This window comes from Curtobacterium sp. MCPF17_047 (genome assembly GCF_003234045.1).
Lineage (GTDB): Bacteria > Actinomycetota > Actinomycetes > Actinomycetales > Microbacteriaceae > Curtobacterium.
This window is the reverse complement of sequence record NZ_QKSF01000010.1, coordinates 24036-44298: the sequence shown is the minus strand read 5'-3', so window position 1 is coordinate 44298 and position 20263 is coordinate 24036. Positions and strand designations below refer to the sequence as shown.

Annotated in this window: 18 protein-coding genes; 6 read left to right on the top strand and 12 right to left on the bottom strand. The window is 72.0% G+C overall.

Going from position 1 to position 20263, the window contains the following annotated elements; translation table 11 throughout:
* Positions 1 to 56: 56 nt before the first annotated feature.
* The gene (locus DEJ33_RS16920; RefSeq protein WP_146242599.1) at positions 57 to 263 is read left to right on the top strand and encodes a hypothetical protein; all 207 of its coding nucleotides are present in this window, start codon (positions 57 to 59) and stop codon (positions 261 to 263) included.
* A gap of 95 nt (positions 264 to 358) precedes the next feature.
* Here DEJ33_RS16920 and DEJ33_RS11390 read toward each other — a convergent pair whose 3' ends face one another.
* Both DEJ33_RS11390 and DEJ33_RS11385 read right to left on the bottom strand, forming a co-directional pair.
* Positions 359 to 547, bottom strand: a complete 189-nt coding sequence (locus DEJ33_RS11390) for a hypothetical protein (protein WP_146242598.1) — start codon at positions 545 to 547, stop codon at positions 359 to 361.
* Positions 548 to 645: 98 nt separating this feature from the next.
* Positions 646 to 2517 (bottom strand): sugar-binding domain-containing protein, encoded by a 1872-nt coding sequence (locus DEJ33_RS11385; RefSeq protein WP_111195012.1) that lies wholly within the window; start codon positions 2515 to 2517, stop codon positions 646 to 648.
* Positions 2518 to 2604: 87 nt separating this feature from the next.
* On the opposite strand from DEJ33_RS11385, the gene DEJ33_RS11380 reads away from it, so the two are divergent.
* Positions 2605 to 3630 carry a LacI family DNA-binding transcriptional regulator gene (locus DEJ33_RS11380; protein WP_111078491.1) on the top strand — a complete coding sequence of 342 codons (1026 nt, stop codon included), beginning with the start codon at positions 2605 to 2607 and terminating at the stop codon, positions 3628 to 3630.
* Positions 3631 to 3666: 36 nt separating this feature from the next.
* Here the strand turns inward: DEJ33_RS11380 and DEJ33_RS11375 are convergent, their stop codons facing one another.
* The 8 genes from DEJ33_RS11375 to DEJ33_RS11340 form a co-directional block, all read right to left on the bottom strand.
* Positions 3667 to 4422, bottom strand: coding sequence for an HAD family phosphatase (locus tag DEJ33_RS11375; RefSeq protein WP_111195011.1), 756 nt, complete (start codon positions 4420 to 4422; stop codon positions 3667 to 3669).
* A gap of 105 nt (positions 4423 to 4527) precedes the next feature.
* Entirely contained in the window at positions 4528 to 6885 is a 2358-nt protein-coding gene (locus tag DEJ33_RS11370) for a glycoside hydrolase family 31 protein (protein ID WP_111195010.1), read from the bottom strand.
* A 53-nt stretch (positions 6886 to 6938) separates the two neighbouring features.
* Positions 6939 to 7835, bottom strand: a complete 897-nt coding sequence (locus DEJ33_RS11365) for a carbohydrate ABC transporter permease (protein ID WP_110904876.1) — start codon at positions 7833 to 7835, stop codon at positions 6939 to 6941.
* The gene (locus tag DEJ33_RS11360; RefSeq protein ID WP_111195009.1) at positions 7832 to 8788 is read right to left on the bottom strand and encodes a carbohydrate ABC transporter permease; all 957 of its coding nucleotides are present in this window, start codon (positions 8786 to 8788) and stop codon (positions 7832 to 7834) included. The genes DEJ33_RS11365 and DEJ33_RS11360 overlap by 4 nt, the downstream gene beginning before the upstream one ends.
* A 49-nt stretch (positions 8789 to 8837) precedes the next feature.
* Positions 8838 to 10142 carry an ABC transporter substrate-binding protein gene (locus DEJ33_RS11355; RefSeq protein ID WP_258378156.1) on the bottom strand — a complete coding sequence of 435 codons (1305 nt, stop codon included), beginning with the start codon at positions 10140 to 10142 and terminating at the stop codon, positions 8838 to 8840.
* A gap of 200 nt (positions 10143 to 10342) precedes the next feature.
* A complete protein-coding gene (locus DEJ33_RS11350; RefSeq protein WP_111195008.1) occupies positions 10343 to 12037 on the bottom strand; it encodes a ribonuclease J in 1695 nt (564 codons plus the stop codon).
* Positions 12038 to 12235: 198 nt separating this feature from the next.
* Positions 12236 to 13048, bottom strand: a complete 813-nt coding sequence (locus tag DEJ33_RS11345) for a fructosamine kinase family protein (RefSeq protein ID WP_111195007.1) — start codon at positions 13046 to 13048, stop codon at positions 12236 to 12238.
* 50 nt (positions 13049 to 13098) lie between these two features.
* Positions 13099 to 13947 (bottom strand): LysR family transcriptional regulator, encoded by an 849-nt coding sequence (locus tag DEJ33_RS11340; RefSeq protein WP_111195006.1) that lies wholly within the window; start codon positions 13945 to 13947, stop codon positions 13099 to 13101.
* Between the two features lie 70 nt (positions 13948 to 14017).
* Between DEJ33_RS11340 and DEJ33_RS11335 the strand changes: the two genes are divergently transcribed.
* A complete protein-coding gene (locus tag DEJ33_RS11335; protein WP_111195005.1) occupies positions 14018 to 15040 on the top strand; it encodes a DMT family transporter in 1023 nt (340 codons plus the stop codon).
* On the opposite strand, the gene DEJ33_RS11330 is transcribed toward DEJ33_RS11335, so the two are convergent.
* Positions 14958 to 16301: an MFS transporter gene (locus DEJ33_RS11330; RefSeq protein ID WP_111195004.1), complete on the bottom strand. Its 1344-nt coding sequence runs from the start codon at positions 16299 to 16301 to the stop codon at positions 14958 to 14960. The genes DEJ33_RS11335 and DEJ33_RS11330 overlap by 83 nt on opposite strands.
* A 120-nt stretch (positions 16302 to 16421) precedes the next feature.
* Here DEJ33_RS11330 and DEJ33_RS11325 point away from each other — a divergent pair, with 120 nt between their 5' ends.
* The 3 genes from DEJ33_RS11325 to DEJ33_RS11315 all read left to right on the top strand — a co-directional run bounded on the left by DEJ33_RS11325 (position 16422) and on the right by DEJ33_RS11315 (position 18951).
* Positions 16422 to 17291: a UbiA family prenyltransferase gene (locus DEJ33_RS11325; protein WP_111078482.1), complete on the top strand. Its 870-nt coding sequence runs from the start codon at positions 16422 to 16424 to the stop codon at positions 17289 to 17291.
* Positions 17292 to 17322: 31 nt separating this feature from the next.
* On the top strand, positions 17323 to 18489 hold the full coding sequence (locus DEJ33_RS11320; RefSeq protein ID WP_111078481.1) for a N(5)-(carboxyethyl)ornithine synthase: 1167 nt from the start codon (positions 17323 to 17325) through the stop codon (positions 18487 to 18489).
* A gap of 195 nt (positions 18490 to 18684) precedes the next feature.
* Positions 18685 to 18951 carry a hypothetical protein gene (locus DEJ33_RS11315; RefSeq protein WP_146242597.1) on the top strand — a complete coding sequence of 89 codons (267 nt, stop codon included), beginning with the start codon at positions 18685 to 18687 and terminating at the stop codon, positions 18949 to 18951.
* Positions 18952 to 18973: 22 nt separating this feature from the next.
* Here the strand turns inward: DEJ33_RS11315 and DEJ33_RS11310 are convergent, their stop codons facing one another.
* Complete coding sequence (locus DEJ33_RS11310) at positions 18974 to 20173, bottom strand: NAD(P)/FAD-dependent oxidoreductase (RefSeq protein ID WP_111195003.1); 1200 nt, start codon at positions 20171 to 20173, stop codon at positions 18974 to 18976.
* Between the last annotated feature and the right edge of the window lie 90 nt (positions 20174 to 20263).

Here is a 20263-nt window from a genome sequence, read left to right as displayed (position 1 = left end):
GGAGACCAGGGAGGCGTCATGGGCGCACACCGAGCACCGCAGACCGGGGTGGCACCGTGACCCGGCACGAGACACATCCCGGTCTCGCGCCGGCGACGGCCAGGAACCACCGCGAGCAGCAGTGGATGCCGCCGTTCCGCGACCTGATGTGCAACACCGTGGACGTCGTCCAGACCCAGTTGGTCCGCGGCGCACCGTTCGCCAGTGCCGGAGCACGTGGGCGCGAGCGGGTCGCGGTGCTGTCGGTCAGCGGACTGGGCTGATCTCCGGAGGCGGCGTCGGACCTCCCGGTCGTCAGCGGGAGCATGCGGACCGCCGCACCACGGGCACCCCGGCGGGTTCCCGCTGGTGGCGCGCGCTACGAGACCGGGCTGTGGTCGTCGCGTTCGCGTTCCGTGTCGTGCACCACGGTCGACGGCAGCGCGGCTCCGGGCAGGAACTCGCCGCTCGGCGCGACGGCCGTGCCCGGGACGTCGGCGTCGAACGCTGCGGCCGTCGCAGGGCTCAACGTGTCGGGTTCGTCGTGGTGCAGGTGGATCGGGTGCACGAGACGACCGTAGCGACCGTCGCGGCCTCCCACCAGTCGGTGCACCGCCGGCCGGTCCGGGTTGCGCGGCCGCTCCCGACCGGCACCGGCCCTCCTCGTCACTCCCCGGTGACCGCCCGACGGATCTGCTCGATCGGGACCTTCGGCGACCGGTCCGCGTTGAGCAGGCCGTTCGTCTCCTGCATGGTGTCGGTCAGCTGCGTCCAGCAGGACCCCGCCAGGAAGGTGCTGGCCCGGACCGCGTCGTGCAGCGCGGTGATGCGGCCGACCCAGTCGTCCCCGTCGACGGCGGTCGTGTAGCCCCAGCCCTCCTCGCGTCGGCCACCGGACTGGTGCCGGACCCCGCCGAACTCGGTGAGCATCACCGGCTGTCCGCGGTCGACCGCGCCGCCGACGAACTGCGGGTGGCCGGACGGGGCGAGCCCGTTGAGCGCACGCGTCCGGGCCGCGTCGTCGGCGTAGGTGCGGGCCAGGACGTCGCCGTCGCCCTCGTAGTCGTGGATCGTCACGATGTCGGTGTCCTGCTGCTCCCACCCGTCGTTGCCGATCACCGGTCGCGACGGGTCGAGGGCCCGGGTCAGGTCGACGAGTGCCCGGGCGTACGCCTGCTGCGCTGGGTCGGAGATGACGTGCTGGATGCCCCACGACTCGTTGAACGGCACCCACGTGACGATCGATGGGTGCGAGGCGTCCCGTTCGACGGCGGCCGTCCACTCGGCGGTCAGCAGCCGGACGGCGGTGGGGGAGAACTCGTACGCGGCCGGTGCCTCGCCCCACACCAGGAGGCCCAGGCGGTCGGCCCAGTGCAGGAACCGGGGGTCCTCGATCTTCTGGTGCATCCGGGCCGCGTTGAAGCCCAGGGCCTTGATGAGCTCGACCTCCTGACGGTGTGCGAGCGGGTGCGGGGCGGCCAGGTGCGACTCCGGCCAGAACGCCTGGTCGAGGACGCTCCGCACCGGGTACGGCTGGCGGTTGAGGAGGAACCGACCGCCGCCGACACCGACGCTGCGGAGCCCGAGGTAGCTCGAGACCGCGTCGAGCACCTGACCGGCGTCGTCGACCAGGGTGAGCACGGCGTCGACGAGGCGCGGGTGCTCCGGGGACCAGGTGAGCTCGTCCTCGGCCTGGCCGTTCCGCTGCCGGGCGACGGGCACGGTGACGTCGAGGGTGGGGCGGTTGGCGGTGGCGTCGAAGTCGGTGGTGCCGAGGTCCTCGTCGCGCTCGTCGAACCGCAGGGTGACGCGGAGGCGGGCACCGGCGGGGACGCGCCCACGGAACCGGACGGTCAGGTCGACGGCCGTGGGTCCGGCCGGGGTCCACCGGAGGGTGCTGATCGCGGTGGTGGGCACGGCCTCCAGCCAGACCGGCTGCCAGATGCCGGTCGTGCGTCGGTACCAGATGGCGTGCGCGTCCTCGTGCCAGTCCTGCTTGCCGCGCGGCTGCGTCACGTCGAGGGGGTCGTCCTCGGCGCGGACGACGAGGAGGTGCTCGATCGGACCGGCGTCCTCGCCGGCCTCGGCCAGCAGCGCGGTGACGTCGAACGAGAACGGGGTGTGGCCGCCCTCGTGCTCGCCGACGAACCGGCCGTCGATCCAGACCTGCGCCCGGTGGTCGACGGCGCCGAAGTGCAGCAGCAGGCGCGGCCGCTCGGGCCCGTGACCCGCGGCGTCGAGTTCTGCCCGGCGGATGGTCCGGGCGTACCAGACGACGGGGTGGAACCCCGGGTCGCCGATGCCGGAGGCCGTCGACTCCGGCGGGAACGGCACCGTGATCGCGAGCGGGTCCGGGAGGCCCGTGGTCCATCCCGAGTCCGCTCCGGTGTCCGCGTCGTCGTGTCGGAAGGACCAGGTGCCGCTGAGGTCGGTCCAGTGGTGCCGCAGCATCTGTGGCCGGGGGTAGCGACCGTCCTGTCGGCTCGCGAGGGGGACGTCGGGGACGACGACGGGGGCCGGGGAAGCGACGGTGCTCATGGTGACGCAATTTACAGCGCTGTAAACCAGCCGTCAACGACCCGGGTCGCGGCGGGTGCGCGTCGACGGCCGCGGTACGGTGAGCGCGTGGGCCAGGTCACGTTGCAGGACGTCGCGGAGCACGCCGGCGTCTCGATGAAGACCGTGTCCAACGTCGTGCGCGGCTACCGGCACGTCAGCGACGCCATGCGGACCCGCGTGCAGCACTCCATCGACGCCCTCGGCTACCGGCCGAACGTCTCCGGCCGCAGCCTGGCGACCGGCCGCACGAACATGCTCGCCTTCGCGTTCCCGGACCTCCGGCGACCGTACTTCGCCGAACTCGCACACGTCTTCTCGCGCGTCTGTGCCGACCGCGGATACCAGCTCCTGCTCGAGGAGACCGCCGGTGCTCCGGGGGGCGAGCTCTCCGCCGTCCGCGGGCGCGAAGCCGGCGTCGTCGACGGTGTCGTCATCCACCCCCAGGTCCTCACGCCGACCGAGATCGACAGCGCCCGCGGGGACACCGCCGTCGTGTTCCTCGGCGAGGACGTCCGGCCACCGGGGAGCGACCTCGTGGCGATCGACAACGTGCTCGCGGCGTCCGAGGCCGTCGCCCACCTCGCCGCCCTCGGACGTCGGCGCATCGGGTTCCTCGGACACGAGGTCGGCGAGCAGTCCCGCACCTCCGCCTTCCGCCTGGAGGGGTACCGCGACGGCCTGACCGCGGCCGGCCTGCCGTTCGACGCGTCACTCTGCGTCGCGCGTGAGGTCGGCGACGCCCGCGGGGCCGAGCACGCGTTCGGGCAGGCGCTCGACGCCGGCCTGTCCATCGACGGGCTGCTGTGCCGTGACGACCTCGCGGCCGTCGGCGCGCTCCGGGCGATGCGCCTGCGCGGACTCGAAGCACCACGGGACATCGCCGTCGTCGGGTGGGACGCGATCGGCCTCGCCGCCAGCCTGGTCCCGAGCCTGACGTCGGTCGCGCCGGACACCGTCGCGCTCGCCGAGGCTGCCCTGGACCGCCTGCAGGAGCGGATCGCCGGGCGTCCCGGGGAGGGGCGCGCCGTGACCGTCGGGCACCGGATCCTGGTGGGGGAGAGCGCACCGTACCCCGACGGATCGGTCGACTGACCGCTGCCGGTCGGTGATCGGACCCGCTCGACGGGCTCAGGTGCCGGGCGTACCGCCTGCGGTCGCGGCGTCCCGTCGGACCCGGCGACGGGCCTCCCGGATGCTCGCCCGCTGCAGGCGCATGGACTGCCAGCCGGAGGCGCGCGCGTGCGCGGCGAGCCCCTGGTCCGGGTTCACCACGACCGGGTGCCCTACGAGCGACAGCAGCGGGATGTCGTGGCGGGAGTCGGAGTACGCCCAGCACGCGGCGGGGTCGGCCCCGGTCTCGGTGAGCAGTCGGCGCGCGGCGACGGCCTTGTGCTCGCCGTGCAGGAACGCACCCTCGAGGCGGCCGGTGTAGGCCCCGTCGCTGGTCTCGAAGACGCTGCCGAGCGCACCGGTGAGCCCGAGGCTGCGGGCGATCACCTCTGCCAGGAACGTCGGTGTCGCGGTCACGAGCCACACCTCGTGGCCCTTCGCCAGGTGCTCCTGCGCGAGTGCGGCGGTCTCCGGCCACACCGTCGCAGCGGTGTGGCGGATGTAGACGTCGTCGGACAGCTTCGCCATGTCGGCGACCGTGATGCCCGTGATCACCTCGAGCCCGCGGGTCTGGGCGGAGGCCAGGTGCCGGTCGTTCTCGCCGCGGACCTTGAAGCGCGCGTGCTTCCAGCCGGCGCTGACGATGTCCCGCATCGTGATGAGCCCGGCGGCACGGAGTCCGCGCACCAGGTGGAACGCGCTCGCGCCGTGGATCAGGGTGTTGTCCACGTCGAAGAACGCGAGGACCGGGGTGCCCGCCTGCTCGTCCGTCATCGGCCCAGGCTAGGCGGTGTGGCTGAACCCACCGCGGAACGCAACGTCGGCGGCGTCCCGCGACGGAGTACCGCGGCGAGACGCCGCCGACGTTGCGTGTTGCGGTCAGACCTCCGGGTGCACGCTCCCGAGCAGCTCCACGAGCGCGCTCCGGAGCGAGTCGGGCAGCCCGACGGTCTCCAGCTCCACGAGTCGGTCGGCTCGCGGGACGGCCCGGTCCACGACCTCCCACGCGGTGAGCTTCTCGGCGTTCCCCGCCTGGGCGCTCTCCAGCAGCTGCCGGGCGGCGTCTCGGGCGTCGACACCGACGGTCGGCGCGCCGGCGAGGGTGAGCGTCGCGCCCTCGTCCGTCACGACGTCCAGGTCGACGGAGAAGCGGTCGGCCGCGGCGACCTGCACCTCTTGCCCGTCCGCGGGCGAGCCGAGGAACGTGATCCGCCACCGTCGCCGGACGGGCACGCTGTCGACGTCGCCGTCCGCCGGGTCGATCCGGAAGGAGGCCGTGCTCCGGTCCCAGGTCAGCGTCGTCCGGCAGACGCCGCCGTCCGGGTCCTCGGGCCCCTCGCGGTCCTCCACGAGCGTGAACGACCCGGAGGCCCCGGGCGCGACGAGCACCTCGAGGGCCGCCGGGTTCACGGTCGCGTCGACCTCGTCCGGTGCGGCGAGCGGCAGGATCCCGCCGGCACGGAGCAGCACGGGGATGGTCTCGAGGCTGCGGTGCAGGTCCACGAACCGGTCGCCGGCGTAGGTGGTGCCCGTGAAGACGTCCGTCCAGGTCCCCGCCGGCAGCCAGGCCCGGGCGCGACCGCGGAGGGTCACCGGGTCTCGCGGTTCGACGATCGGCGCGACGACGAGCTCGGTGCCGAAGGCGTACTCGTTCGGCACCCGGTAGGCCTCGTCCCGGTGCGGCTCCAGGTGGTACATCGGTCGGACGAGCGGTGTGCCGGCGGCGGCGAGGTGGTTCATCGTGTGCAGGTACGGCACGAGTCGGTGCCGGAAGCGCAGCGCGTCGCCCATCGCGGCCCGCGGCTCGGCGGGGAACACCCAGGGCTCCTTGCGGATGAACGGGTTGTTCGCAGAGTGCAGCCGCATGACGGGGGAGAACACGCCGAACTGCACCCACCGGGTGGCGAGTTCGTCGTCCCGGACACCGCGGGTGTGGCCGCCGATGTCGTGGCTCCACCAGGGGTACCCGATGTTCGCGGCGGTCGCGGTGAACTCCGGTTGGAACGCCAGCGACGCCCACGAGACGACGGCGTCCCCGGAGAAGCCGACGGCGTACCGGTGGCTGCCGGGGCCGGCGTAGCGGGAGAACGTCATGCCGGCACCACCGTCGCGGGCCGAGTCCAACAGGTGGAAGTGGTTGAGCACCCAGAGCGGGTCCACCCCCGGGACGGAGGACGTCCGGCCCTGCTGCCAGTCGATCCACCAGAAGTCGACGCCCTGCTCCTCGAGTGGACGGTGCAGGACCTCGAAGTACGCGCGGAGGAAGTCGGGGTCGGTGGGGTCGAACGGGATCGCCTGCTCGGTGTCCGGGTCGACGCCCATCGCTGCGGCCATCGCGGGGTAGGCGTCCTCGAACGCCCGGACACCGTCGGCGGGGTGCAGGTTCAGCGTCGTACGCATCCCGCGCCGGTGCAGTTCGGCCAGGAACGCCTGCGGGTCGGGGAAGAGCGAGGGCTCCCACGAGTAGCCGGTCCAGCCGTTGCCGAACCGGGACGGGACGGAGTCGACACGGTGCCAGTCCATGTCGATCACGGCGACGGAGAACGGCAGACGCTCTTCGTCGAACCGGTCGAGCAGGGCCAGGTACGACTCGTCCGAGTACGGGTGGTACCGGCTCCACCAGTTGCCGAGCGCCCACCGGGGCATCAGGGTCGGTGGCCCGGACACCGCGTGGAAGGCCCGGAGCGCCTCGGCGTAGTCGCGGCCGTACGCGAACACGCTGACGTCCCGGCGGCCGGGGACCCGGCTGCCGACCCAGCCGTCGTCCTCGAACAGGAACGACTCGCTGTCGTCCAGCATGACGATGCCGTCGCGCGCCAGGACGCCAGACTCGAGCGGCATCCGCCCGTCCACGTCGTCGAGGGTGCGTCCGGTGCCACCCAGGTCGCGGGCCTCCTGTCCGTACCGCCACCGGTTGGCGTCGGGTCCGGAGGTCTCGACGACCAGGCCGGCCGAGGAGAAGGGCCGACCGTCGTAGCGCAGGGTGGCGCGGCCGGTCGTCACCTCGACCCCCTCGCCGCGGCGGGTGACGGTGTACTCGGGGACGTCCAGCCGTCGCCGGATCGCGAAGGTGGAGGCGCGGTCCTCGAACCCGCCGTCCTCGCTCCACTCGATCCGGAACAGCCCGTCGCGGAGGACGGTGACCCGCCAGTGGTCGCCGGTGACGGTCGCGTCCGGGGACGCGACCGGGTCGGAGCCGGGGAACGGGCGGATGGTGGGCAGTGGCGACGTGGTCACGTGTGGTGGTCCTGTCTCGGCCGGTCGGGCCGGGGTCGGTCTGGAGGCTCGGCTCAGCTCTTGACGGCGCCCTGCGTCACGCCGCTGATCACCCAGCGCTGCGCGAACAGGTAGACGACGATCGTCGGCGCCATCGCCATCAGGTACGAGGCGAAGGCGACGTTGTAGTTCGTGCCGAACTGGCTCTGGAAGATGTTCTGCACGACGGGCAACGTCTGCAGTCCGGGGTCGGCGGTGATGAGCGACGGCATCATGAAGTCGTTCCAGCTGGCGAGGAACGCGAAGATGCCGACGGTGGCGTTCATCGGCCCGAGCAGCGGCAGGATGACGCGCCAGAAGATCTGCCACGTGGAGGCGCCGTCGATGCGGGCGCTCTCCTCCAGCTCGACGGGGATGGACCGGAGGAACGCCGAGTACAGCAGCACACTGAACGACAGTTGGAACATGGCGTGCAGGATCGCGACGCCGACGGGGTTGTCCAGCGAGATCATCGCGGTGAGCTTGATCTGCGGCAGGGCGACCACCGGGAACGGCAGGAACATCGCGGCGAGCAGGTAGACGAACGACCAGCGGAAGAACCGGCGGTGCCAGTTCCGCACGATCGCGTACGACGCGAACGAGCTGAGCAGCAGGGTCGCGACGACGGTGAGCGCGGCGACGCCGAGCGACACCGAGAACGAGATCGGGAAGCGCGTGAGCTGCCACGCCTCGGCGAAGCTCGCCGGGTTGAACGGCAGCGGCAGGGACAGGGCGTTCCCGTCCACGGCCTGCGCGCTCGTCTTGAACGCCATCGCGACGGTGACGTACAGCGGGATGAGGACGCTGAGCGAGGCGATCGCCAGGATGACCGTCAACGGCCAGTTCACCCGGTCGAGTCGACGGCGACGCGGTTGACCGGGGGTGGTGCGGGCGGCTGCGGTCGCGGGGGACCGGGTGTCGATGGCGCTCATGCGAGTCGGAGGTTCCTTCCGCGCGTCACTGCGAGCTGCAGGACCGAGATGAGGACGGTGATGATGAAGAAGACGGTCGCGTTGGCCATCTGGTAGGCGTAGTCGCCGCTGGTGAAGCCGGTGAAGATCGTCATCGCGACACTGCTCGTCGCGGAACCGGGTCCGCCGTTGGTCAGGCCGACGATGACGTCGTAGGCACCGAGGTAGCCCTTCACGCCGAGCACCGTGTTGATCACGATGAACCCGCTGATGAGCGGCAGGGTGATCGACCGCAGCTGCTTCCACGTGCCGGCGCCGTCGAGCGAGCTGGCCTCGTAGACGTCCGACGGGATCGAGGTCAGCCCCGCCGTGTAGATGAGCAGGGCGCCGGGGATCGTCTGCCAGGCGGAGACCACGACGATGGCGAGCCACGCCAGGTTCGGGTCACCGAGGATGCTCTGCTCGAGCGGGCCGAAGCCGACGGAGGTGGCGAACGCCGGCAGCGTGTTCGAGAACAGGTAGTTGAAGACGTAGGCGACGACGATCCCGGACACCACCATCGGGATGACCAACACCGACCGCAGGCCGGCGGCGAAGCGGACGCGCTTCGACAGGGCGACGGCGAGCGTCAGTGCGATCACCTGGGTGACGATGACCGTCACGACCGCGAAGCCGAGCGTGAACCCGTAGGACCCGAGGATCGCCGGGTCGGACACGAGTGCGCGGTAGTTCGCCAGACCCAGGAAGTGCCACTGCCCGAACCCGAGGTAGTCGGTGAAGCTGTAGAAGATGCCCACGCACGCCGGGGCGACGACGAACGCCGTGAACAGCACGAGCGCGGGGACGAGGAACAGGTAGTACATGCCCTCGGTGCGGTGCAGCGAGCCGACGCGTCGGTGCACCCGGGTCGCTGCCGTGGCGGGACCGGGACGCGGGTCCTGCGTCTCGGGGGTCAGTGGGGTCTGCATGGTCATGGTCGCTCCTGGGTTCCGGGTTCGGTCCGACGGGTGCTGGTCGCGCCGGTCAGACCGTCGCCGAGCGTCCGGCGAGGCGTCGCCAGTCGGTGTCGAGCCGCCGCAGCATCGAGTCGAAGTCCCCGCTGCGGATGGCCGTCTGCAGGTAGTTCCCGAGCGGGATGGAGGTCGGGATGAAGGTGCCGGCGCCCTGGTAGAAGGCGCCGTCGTCGACGTAGGACTGCAGGCCGGCGATGCGCTCGTCGGTCTGCGGGGTCGCGTCCTCGGTGGTCGAGAACGCCAGGTTGTCGAGGTTGTAGGCGTTGATGACGTCCGGCTGCATGAGGAACTCGACGAGCTGCTGTGCCTGGTCGGGGTTCGACGTGGTGGTGGGGATCCAGAGGCCGAGGTCGATGTTGACGCGGGCCTTCCGGTCGCCCGGGTCGTTCGACACCGGCAGCGCGAACGTGCCGACCGGCAGGTCCTCGTCGACCAGGGCGATCTGGCTCAGTGCCCACGGCCCCTGCAGGTACATCGCGGCCTTGCCCTGCCCGAAGGCGAGGTTGCCGTCGGCGTAGGAGCGGGTGGCGTGGTCGGGGTTGAAGAACGACGAGATCGTCTTCGCGCGCTCCATCGGCAGGGCGAAGTCCTTCTCGAACGACACCTCGGCGTCCGGGCCGACGTCGGTGCCCAGGGCCTTCATCTTCCGGAAGAACGAGCCGGTCTCGACCAGGCTGCCGACCGAGTAGTCGAACAAGCCCTGCCAGAGGGTCCAGGTGTCGCGGTCGGTGGCGTAGACCGGGGTGATGTCGGCCTTCTGCAGCGCCGTGCAGACGTCGACGAACTCGTCCCAGGTCGTCGGCACGGGCAGGCCCTGCTCGGCGAAGATCCGCTTGTTGTAGATGACCCCGGCGGCCGCGAGCGAGAACGGCAGGACACTCGTCCGGTCCTCGTACTCCGCGTACTGGTTCGTCAGGCCGTCGATGCTCTTGCGGACCCGGCCGGCGGCGGGGAGGTCGCTGAGGTCACTGAGCACCCCGCGCTCGATGTAGCGGGCGAGCTCCAGGTTGTCGTTGAAGCAGCCGACGTCAGCCGGCTCACCGCGGACGAACTGGGGAGCGATCGCGACGGTGCTGTCGTGCACGACCCGCATGCCCCGGTTCTCCTTCTCGAACCGTCGGAGCAGGTCGTCGAAGTAGGCGATGACCTCCTGCTTCTGCTCGTAGAAGCGCAGGGTGGTCCCACCCGCAGCGGTGCCGGCGGCCGAGGGAGCCGAACAACCGGCGAGCGTCAGGGTCCCGAGGCCGAGTCCGCCGACCGCGCCCGCCAGGAACCCGCGGCGGCTCAGCGCCGTCCGTGCCGTTGTGCTGCTCATGACCATGGTCACTCCCTCGTGCGCTCCGTCGCGCACGCCAATCTTTACAGCGCTGTAAACCGAAAGTCAACGACCCGACCACGCCACCGGTGGGAGCCCCGGTGAGCGGGGTCGGGTCGGACACCGGACACCGGACCCCGGCGGGCAACCGCTCGACGGGGTCCGGTGTCGTCAGCCCGGGGGTCGTCCGGGCGTCGACCTCAGTCGGCGTCGACGACGACCGCCGTGATGACCGGAGTGCGGCGGTGTCGACGGAGGAACCACCGCTCGAGCCCCTCGGCGATGGCGTGTTCCGCCGCGGCGCCGTCGATGTGTCCGCGCCGGGTGGCTTCGGCGATCGCCTTCGACGCGACCTGCTCGGCGTGGGCCATCCAGCCGGCTTCCTCGACGAAGCCCTTCGGCAGGAACTCGACCGGGTCGACGAGCCGCTGCGTGCCCTCGTCGAAGATGCCGAGCACCGTGATGTGCCCCTCTTCAGCGAGCGACAGGCGGTCCTTCAGGGCCGCCTCGGTCGCGACGCCGATGGTCGATCCGTCGACGAAGACGTACGGGGCCGGGATGCGCCCCGCGATGCGGGCCTTGCCACGATCGAGGTCGACCACGACGCCGTCCTCGACGACGAGGACACGGTCCTCCGGGACACCGGTCCGGACTGCCAGCTCGGCGTTCGCCACGAGGTGGCGCCACTCGCCGTGCACGGGCAGGACGTTCTTCGGCTTGACGAGGTTGTAGCAGTACACCAGCTCGCCGGCGCTGGCGTGACCGGACACGTGCACCTTCGCGTTGCCCTTGTGCACGACCGTGGCACCCCAGCGGATGAGGCCGTTGATGACGCCGTAGATCGCGTTCTCGTTGCCCGGGATCAGGGAACTCGCCAGCAGGATCGTGTCGCCCTCGCCGACCTTGATGATGTGCTCGCGACGTGCCATCCGCGACAGCGCGGCCATCGGCTCGCCCTGGGAACCGGTGCAGATCAGGACGCTCTTGTGGTCGGGGAGCTTCCCGAGCTGCTTGAGGTCGACCACCAGGCCGTCCGGGATGTGCAGGTAACCGAGGTCGGCGGCGATGCCCATGTTCCGGACCATGGACCGGCCGACGAAGGCGACCTTCCGGCCGTGGCGCTTCGCGGCGTCGAGGACCTGCTGGATCCGGTGCACGTGGCTGGCGAAGCTCGACACGACGATGCGCTTCGGTGCTTCGCGGAACACCCGGTCGATCGCCGGACCGATCTCCTGCTCGGCCGTCGTGAAGCCGGGGACCTCGGCGTTGGTCGAGTCCGTCATGAACAGGTCGACGCCGGCGTCGCCGAGCCGCGCGAACGCGTTCAGGTCCGTCAGGCGGTGGTCCAGCGGGAACTGGTCCATCTTGAAGTCACCCGTGTGCAGCACCGTGCCGGCGCTCGTGCGGATCGCGACGGCCAGGCCGTCGGGGATGGAGTGGTTGACCGCGACGAACTCGAGGTCGAAGGGGCCGGCCGAGTGCTCGTCGCCGGCGGCGACCTCGTGCGTGACGGGGGTGATGCCGTGCTCCTGGAGCTTCGCCGTGATGAACGCGAGCGTGAGCTTCGACCCGATGACGGGGATGTCCGGGCGTTCCTTCAGCAGGTAGGGCACGCCACCGATGTGGTCCTCGTGCCCGTGGGTGAGGACGATGCCGTCGATCTTGTCGAGCCGATCGCGCACGGCCGTGAAGTCGGGCAGGATCACGTCGATGCCCGGCTGCGTCTCTTCCGGGAACAGCACACCGCAGTCCACGACGAGCAACTTGCCGCGGTGTTCGAAGAGCGTCATGTTCCGACCGACGTCACCGAGTCCGCCGAGCGGAGTGACGCGCAGGGCGCCGCGCTTGAGCGGTGCGGGTTGCTTGAGGTCGAGGGCGTGCTGGGGAGCGGGCATGGCGGCGATGTGCCTTTCATCGGTGTGGCTCGGTCGCGCAGCGGAACACGCGGGTCGTGAGCGGCTCCGCCGTTCGCGTCGCTGGTGAGCGCGAGGGGGCCGTTCGGTCGCCGCGAGGACTCCTGCAGCGAGGTACCGCCGACCAGCGTAGGCGAGATCGACGGCGAGCCGATGACGGCGAGCCCGACGACCGCGGTGTCAGGCGTAGCGGCGAGCTGCCCGGAGCGCCGCGTCCGTGTAGGAGCCGCCGAACAGCAGGACGTGCAACAGCAGGGGTGCGAGCTGGTGCAGCTCGACGCGCTCCTGCCACCCGGGGGCCAGGCGCGACTCGGCGTCGTACGCGGCCAGGACGGTCTGCAGTCGGGGCAACCCGAACAGTGCGAGCAACGCCAGGTCCGTCTCGGCGTGCCCGCCGTGCGGGTTCGCGTCGATGAGCACCGCACCCGTCGGCTCGGCCGCATCCCGCGGCCACAGCACGTTCCCCGCCCACAGGTCACCGTGCAGCCGGGCGGGTCCGTCCCCGACCAGCGCGGGCTGCGGCGAGCCGAGCGTGCCGTCCTCCAGGCGGTCGCACACGCGCTCGAACACCGCGGCCTCGGACCCGTCGTAGCCGCCCGCGTCGACGATGCGCTGCACGTAGTCGCGGATCCGGTACTCGGCGAAGAACTCGCCCCAGCGCTCCGGTGCCTCGGTCGCGGGGACGAACGGTGTCCGCGAGCGGCCCATCCGCAGCGGCCCGTTCACCGGGAACCCGGGCGACGGTGCTCCCCAGTGTGACGCGCCGGCAGCGTGGGTGTGGGCGAGTGAGCGGCCGAAGCGCTCCGCCTGGGCGGTCGACGGTTCCCTGTCGGAGACGAACTCGAGTTCGAGCACCGTCGGGCGCGGACGAGCCACGACCCGGGCGACGCGGGTGCCGCCGGCGTCCTCGGCCTCGGCGAGCCACTGCAGTCCGGCCGCCTCGGCAGCGGCCTCGTCCGGGCTGGTGAACGTCTTGACGTAGGTCTCCGACATCACCCCATCCTGCCGAGCGCGCCTGGTGACGGGGTCGACGTGGATGCCGCTCACACCGCGTCGACCAGCGCCCGCGCCAAGGGGTGCCACGGTCGGGACGACGGTCCGGACAGCACCAGGGTCCGCTCGTACCGCGGTGCCACCGGCAGCATCACGAGCCCGGCGGGCAGCATCACGCGACCGAGCGTCGGCACGATCGACACCCCTTCGCCGCGTTCGATCATGCCGAACATGGTGCTCATCTCCCGGACGCGGTGGGCGTACCGGAAGGGCTGTCCGGCGATCTCGTGCATCCGCTGGATCTGGTGCTCGCAGCCCCCGCCGCCGGCGACCAGGCCGTCGTCGTGGAGGTCGTCGAGCGTCAGCGCCTCGGCTCCGGCGAGCGGGTGGTCGCGCCGGACCACGGCGGCCATCTCGTCCGTCGCCACGACGACCCCGCCGTCGGGGACGGTGACCGGGTCGACGAGCACGGCGGCGTCCACGGTGCCGGCCTCGAGCCACTCCGGCATCTCGTCGTCGTCGCCCTCGTAGACCTGCACGTCGACGTCGGGCAGCGCCACCGACCAGAGTTCCCGGAGCCGGGGGAGCAGTCCCTGGCACACGGTCGGCACGGCGGCCAGGCGCACGGTGCCGCGGGCCGTGGCGGGCCGGACCACGGCCTCCAGGGCGTCGACGGAGGCGAGCACGCTGCGGGCGTGGGCCAGCAACCGGTCGCCCAGCGGGGTCGGGGCGGTGGCCGTGCCACGGCGGAGCACGGGACCGCCGACCTCGCGTTCCAACCCGGCCACGGCGTGTGAGACGGCGGACTGGCCGACCCCGAGGACCACGGCCGCCGTGGTGAACGAGCCGGCGTCGACGGTGGCGACGAAGGCGCGGAGCTGCGGGAGCGAGACGGTCATGCGTGTCCTTCATGTCGACATGAGGTCCATGCGTTTGCCGCATGTGCGTGCTGTGCCGAGACTAGGCCACATGAACGCCCTCCTCTACGTGCTCGTCGCCCTGACCTGGGGCTCGAGCTTCTTCTTCGCGAAGATCGGGCTCGACGGTCTGGCACCGCAGCAGGTCGCCACCGTCCGCACCGTGCTCGGTGCGCTGACGCTCGTCGTGGTGCTCCTGGTCACCCGTCGACGTTGGCCACGCGAGAAGCGCGTCTGGGGGCACCTGCTCGTCGTCGCGGTGTTCCTCAACGCGGTGCCGTCGTCGCTGATGGCGTGGGCGGAGCAGACCGTGCCGTCGGGACTCGCGAGCATCTACAACGCCACGACGCCGATCATGACGCTGCTGGCGTTGGCCGTCCTGGTCCCCACCGAGCGGCTCACCCGCCGGCAGGTCGGTGGGGTCGTCCTGGGCATCGTCGGGGTGCTGGTCCTGGTCGGACCGTGGGACGTCCTCGGCGATCCGCAGGTGCTGGCGAGTGTCCCCGGGCAGGTCGCGCTGCTCGGCATGACCGCCTCCTACGGCATCGGCCTCGCCTGGCTCCGCCGCTTCGGCGTCGGCGGCGGGTACGACCCGACCACCGTCGCGACGGTGCAGCTCACCCTGGCCGCCGGGCTGATGCTCGTCGTCGCGCCCGTCGTCGCCACCGGTCCGGTGCAACTGGACTGGAGGATCGTGGGCGCCATGGTCGCGCTCGGCGCCGTCGGCACCGGGCTGGCCTACGCATGGAACACCCGGTTGGTCGGCGCGTGGGGCGCGGGGCGCGCCTCCACCGTGACCTACCTGACACCGGTCGTCGGCGTCGCGCTCGGCGTCCTGGTGCTCGGCGAGCCGCTGCGGTGGAACGAACCGGTCGGCGGGCTCGTCGTGCTCGCCGGGATCGCGTTGGCCTCCGGGCTGCTCGGGGCACGGCGTCGCCGCCGCACCGGGGCGGTCGCCGGGCCCGTCGAGTCCGCGCCCGCCGACTCGCCCGTCACCGATCCGTCGGCACCTGCTGGCGCAGCGGCTGCGTACTCGTCTCGTGCAGACCTCGACCCGTCGTCTCCGGTGCCATGACCTGCGACAGGATCCCGCCGGCGACGCACACCGCCGCCGCGATGAGCATGCACGCCCCGATGCCGATCGACGAGATCCCGACCGGCAGCAGGAACGTGCCAGCAGCAGCACCGATCCGACTGCAGGCGGCGGCGAAGCCGACCCCGGTGGAACGGACCTCGGTCGGCAGCACCTCGATCGGGTAGACCGCGGTCAGGTTGCCCTGGGCGGCGTTCATGAACGAGAACACCGCGAAGCAGAGCACCACCACGACGGCGGGTGCCGACCCCCAGACCCCGACCACGGCCAGGGCGACCGCCATGATCCAGAACGGCGGGATGAGCTGGCGACGACGGCCGAGCCGTTCGATCGTGAGCATGCCGACGAACGCACCGACCGCAGCCATCGCGTTGACCGTGATGGTGCCCGCGGCCTCGTTCTGCAGGCGCAGGGCGTCGAGCACCGTGGGCGCGAACGTGAAGATCGCGAAGTACGGGGCGACGTTGCACGCCCAGAACAGCGAGATGAACGCCAGTCGCTGCCGGTTGTCCTTCGAGAACAGCACCCGGTAGCCGCCCGCGCGCTGCTCCTCGGCCGCGTACTGCTCCTCGCGGAAGTACGCCTCGCCGCCCAGGTGCGCCGTGACGATCGCCCGTGCCTCGTCCACCCGGCCGCGGGACAGCAGCCACCGCGGCGACTCCGGGAACCCGATGCGCGCGATCGCGGTGACCACCGCGGGCAGGGCACTCGTGACGAGCACCCACCGCCAGCTGAGGTCGAACGCGTCGATCATCACGTACGCGGTGACGACGGCGATCAGGTAGCCGCCGTACCAGCAGACGAGCAGCCCGGAGAGCCGTCGCCCGCGGTCCGCCGCCGGCGCGAACTCGGCGAGCATCGCGGCCCCGATGGCGTACTCCGCACCGATCGCGATCCCGAGCAGCACCCGGACGACGAACAGTTGCCACCCGTCGGCGACGAACGCCTGCGCGAGTCCGAGCACGATGAACGCCAGCACGTCGATCGTGAAGACCCGCCTCCGCCCGAACCGGTCGGTCAGCCACCCGGCGAGGGGCGCCCCGATGAAGATCCCGATCAGGGAACTGGCCCCGATCAGCCCGGCGAGCACCGGGTCCAGCCCGAGCGCGACGGTGATCGCGGGGAGCGCGACGCTGATGACACCCAGGTCGAAGCCGTCCAGGCCCTCACCCCAGGCGCAGGCGAAGGTCATCCGACGCAGGAAGCCCGTGCGGCCGGGCGGGGTGTTCGTCGTGGTGGTCATGGTCGTTCCTCCCGCGCCGGGGGTCGACGCTGCTCGGAACCTAGGCCGCGTCCGACCGGACACGACCCAGGATGTCCACGGAGCGGGACCGGCCGTCCACCGCTTCCGTACGCTGGCCGGGTGACCTCTCCGCGCAGGCCCTCCACCATCCGCCTGCTGTTCGCGTCCTCGCACCCGGGTCCCACCGTCACCGTCACCGTCCTGGCGGCGGTCATCGCCACCGCGGTCGGGTATCCGTTCCGGGTCGTCGTCCTGGTGGCGCTCGCCGTGGTCGCCGGGCAGCTGTCGATCGGGCTCGCCAACGACTGGATCGACGCCGACCGGGACCGCGCGGTCGGGCGGAGCGACAAGCCGGTCGCCCGCGGGATCATCGCCGTCACCACGGTCCGGACCGCCGCGTTCGTGACAGCCGGGGTCGCCGTCGTGCTCTCGCTGTTCCTCGGACCGGTCGCCGCCGTCGCGCACGTCGTGCTGGTCGCAGCCGGGTGGGCCTACGACGGGGGACTGAAGCGGACGGCGGCCTCGGTCGTGCCGTTCGTCGTCGCGTTCGGCCTGCTGCCGGTCGTCGCGGTCGCCGCCGGACCGGACGGCGGCTGGCCGGCGACGTGGGCGATCGCCACCGGGGCGGTGTTCGGCGTCGCGATCCACTGCACGAACGTCCTGCCCGACCTGGTCGACGACGCGGCCACCGGTGTCCGGGGGTTCCCGCACCGCCTGGGGCTGCACGCGTCCGGCATCGTGGCGTTCGGTTCGCTCGTCGTCGCTGCCGTCCTGGTGCTGGTCGGGCAGCTCGGCGGGGACGACCCGGTCCGCGGTGCCGGTGCGGTGCTCGCGGTCCTCGGTGCCGTGGTCGTGGTCGTGCTCGCGGCGGTCGGGGTGCGGCTCGTGCTCACCGGTCCGCCGACCCGCACCCTCTTCCGGCTCGTCATCGCGTCGTCACTCGTGCTCGTCGTCGAGCTCGGGATCGCGGGGGCCGCACTCGTCGCGTGAACCGCAGCCCGGGCGCGCCGTACAGTGCACCATGACCGAAACCACGCCGACCCCCCACCTGCTCCGGCTCGGGGTGCTGGCTGTCTCCCGGAAGGCCGACGAACGTCGCCTGCCGATCCACCCCGCCCACTTCGGGCGCATCGACCCGGACCTCCGCGCACAGATGGTGCTGGAGCGGGGGTACGGGGACCGGTTCGGCGTCCCGGACGGTGACCTCGAGCCGCTCGTCGCCGGGATGGCCACGCGTGCGGAGATCATCGCCACGTCCGACGTGGTGCTCCTGCCGAAGCCCCTGGCCGCCGACCTCGCCGACCTCCGCGACGGCCAGGTGCTCTGGGGCTGGCCGCACTGCGTGCAGGACCAGGCCCTGACGCAGCTCGCGATCGACAAGCGCCTGACCCTGATCGCCTGGGAGGCGATGAACCACTGGCGCGAGGACGGCGGCTTCGGCCTGCACGTCTTCCACAAGAACAACGAGCTCGCCGGGTACTGCTCGGTGCTCCACGCCCTGCAGCTCTGCGGCTCCACCGGGGACTACGGCCGACGCCTCACCGCCGTCGTGATCGGGTTCGGGGCCACCGCGCGCGGAGCCGTCACCGCGCTGAACGCGCACGGCGTCCACGACGTCCGCGTCCTGACCAACCGGGACATCGCGGCGGTCGGGTCACCGATCCCGTCGGTCGACATCCTGCAGTTCGAGCACGACGACCACACGCCCTTCGCGAGCACGGTCCGGACACCCGACGGCCCGGTGCCGCTGGCGCCGTACCTGGCGGGGAACGACATCGTCGTGAACTGCACGCTCCAGGACCCCAACGCCCCGCTCACGTACCTGCGCACCGAGGACCTCGACGCCTTCCGGCCGGGGAGTCTCATCGTCGACGTGTCGATCGACGAGGGCATGGGCTTCAGCTGGGCACGCACGACGTCCTTCGCCGAGCCGATGATCACGGTGGGCGACTCGACGAACTACTACGCCGTGGACCACAGCCCGTCGCTGCTCTGGAACTCGTCGACGTGGGAGATCAGCGAGGCGCTGATGCCGTTCCTCCGGACCGTGATGTCGGGGCCGTCGGCCTGGGCGGAGTCCGACACCATCCGTCGTGCAGTGGAGATCGAGGACGGCCGGGTCCGCAACGACGCGATCCTCGCGTTCCAGGGTCGTGCGCCCGAGTACCCGCACGCCGTGACCGCCTGACCCCGGTCGCGCCGAGCCCGGTCCGTCCCTGGTCGGACCGGGCGGCCGACCCGGCGCGCAGGCCGGCGCTCGCGTTCTGCGGACAGGACCGTGCCCCGACGTGCACCGGCGCGGGTCCGGTCGTATCCTCGGCGCACGGTCACGCAACGGTGCGTGACGGGACATCGAAGAGGACCGGCCATGCCAGTTGTCGACGTGACACGAACGACCACCCCCGCGCTCGGACGGGACGGCGCGCAGCTGTCCTGTCCCCGGTGTTCCCGCCCGCTGCGCGTGGCGCGGAACCAGTACTACGGCGTCGGTCTCGCCGTCCACGAGTGGCTGCACGTCTGCCCCGTGTGCCCCTGGTTCGCGTTCGCACCGTCCCCCACCGCGGCGGCGGTCGTGTCCGGTGAGCGGCGCGCCCTGCCCCGGTGGGCGGCCCTGTTCCAGCGGTACGGACGGCACCGCACCGCCCGTTGAGCAGCGCCGGGAACGGTTCCGGCTACGCCCACGCCATCGCGTAGAGCCGGGCGAGCGCACCGGAGGTCGGGAGGGTCAGGACGGACCGGAGCAGTGCCTCCCGGCCGATGCCGACGGCGTCCGGGACGGCACGGCCGAGGGCCATGTTCGCCTCGGCCTGCCGACCCGCTCGACGGGCGGCGGCCTGCCGGCGGCGCGCGTAGGACGGCCACGGGCCGGCCTCGCCGGTCCGCACCGCGTCGGCGAGCAACGGTCCGAGTTCCGCGGCGTCCAGCCAGCCGAGGTTCATGCCCTGCCCGCCGATCGGGCTGATCTCGTGAGCTGCGTCACCGACCAGGACCACGCGGCCGACACCGACACGTTCCGCGGTGCGGCGTCGCACCCGGAACGCGCTGAGCATCGAGCAGGTGGTCGGATCCGGTGCGACGCCGGTCCGTCCGCGGACGATCGCCGCCAGCCGGGAGGCCCGTCCCGCCTCCGGTGCGTCCGCTGCGGTCGCCGGGGCGGCCGGGTCGACGAGCGGGTCGTCGGCGTGCAGCAGGGCGACGTAGCGCCGGCGACCGTGGGGGAGGGGGAAGGACTCCACGACCCCGGCCGGCCCGACGTCGACGAGCGCCGTCGCGCGGGCGTCCGGGGCCTCGGGGTCGGCGAAGTCGCCCATCACGTACCGATCCGGGTAGTCCCGACCGGTCGTGCCGATGCCGAGCAGGTCGCGGACGACGCTCCGGGCGCCGTCGGCACCGACCACGAACGAGGCCCGGACGGTGACGGTCCGGCCGTCCTGGTCGGTCCCGGTCGCGTCCACGTGGTCGGCGTGCCGGGCGAGGTCGACGAGCGTGGTGCCGGTGCGGAGGGCCTCGGGTGCGCTGGCGTCGAGACATCCGCGCAGCAGGGTCTCGGTGCGGTGTTGGTCGAGCGTCGCCACGTAGGGGTGCGTGTCCGAGGCGCGGGCGAACGACAGCGCGCCGAGGACCCGACCGCGACTACGGGCGACGCCGGTACGGACGAGCACGGCCTCGGCGAGCACCGGGCCGGCCAGGTCGAGGTCGGCGAACGCGTCGAGGGACGGCGGGTGGATCCCGATGGCGCGGGAGCCGACCGGGTCGGTGGTCCGGCGTTCCCAGACCTGGACCGCGGTGCCGCGTGCTGCGAGGAGCGCGCCGAGGAACAGGCCGACCGGTCCGCCGCCGACGACGAGGACGTCCGTGGTGTCCGTGGTCACGGGGAGAGCCTACGCACGACCGTGATCGCCGCCGGCAGGAGTGCGGATCCCGACCCCCAAAGAGCCCTTTGACGGTGCCGACCCCCGACT

What these genes read in the sequence shown, in the direction of transcription:
- DEJ33_RS11385 (WP_111195012.1), bottom strand. Translation starts at nt 2,517, where the DNA reads ATGAGCACCGTCGCTTCCCCGGCCCCCGTCGTCGTCCCCGACGTCCCC.
- DEJ33_RS11320 (WP_111078481.1), top strand. Translation starts at nt 17,323, where the DNA reads ATGACCGAAACCACGCCGACCCCCCACCTGCTCCGGCTCGGGGTGCTG.
- DEJ33_RS11375 (WP_111195011.1), bottom strand. Translation starts at nt 4,422, where the DNA reads ATGACGGACGAGCAGGCGGGCACCCCGGTCCTCGCGTTCTTCGACGTG.
- DEJ33_RS11360 (WP_111195009.1), bottom strand. Translation starts at nt 8,788, where the DNA reads ATGACCATGCAGACCCCACTGACCCCCGAGACGCAGGACCCGCGTCCC.
- DEJ33_RS11365 (WP_110904876.1), bottom strand. Translation starts at nt 7,835, where the DNA reads ATGAGCGCCATCGACACCCGGTCCCCCGCGACCGCAGCCGCCCGCACC.
- DEJ33_RS11330 (WP_111195004.1), bottom strand. Translation starts at nt 16,301, where the DNA reads ATGACCACCACGACGAACACCCCGCCCGGCCGCACGGGCTTCCTGCGT.
- DEJ33_RS11355 (WP_258378156.1), bottom strand. Translation starts at nt 10,142, where the DNA reads ATGAGCAGCACAACGGCACGGACGGCGCTGAGCCGCCGCGGGTTCCTG.
- DEJ33_RS11350 (WP_111195008.1), bottom strand. Translation starts at nt 12,037, where the DNA reads ATGCCCGCTCCCCAGCACGCCCTCGACCTCAAGCAACCCGCACCGCTC.
- DEJ33_RS11340 (WP_111195006.1), bottom strand. Translation starts at nt 13,947, where the DNA reads ATGACCGTCTCGCTCCCGCAGCTCCGCGCCTTCGTCGCCACCGTCGAC.
- DEJ33_RS11335 (WP_111195005.1), top strand. Translation starts at nt 14,018, where the DNA reads ATGAACGCCCTCCTCTACGTGCTCGTCGCCCTGACCTGGGGCTCGAGC.
- DEJ33_RS11345 (WP_111195007.1), bottom strand. Translation starts at nt 13,048, where the DNA reads ATGTCGGAGACCTACGTCAAGACGTTCACCAGCCCGGACGAGGCCGCT.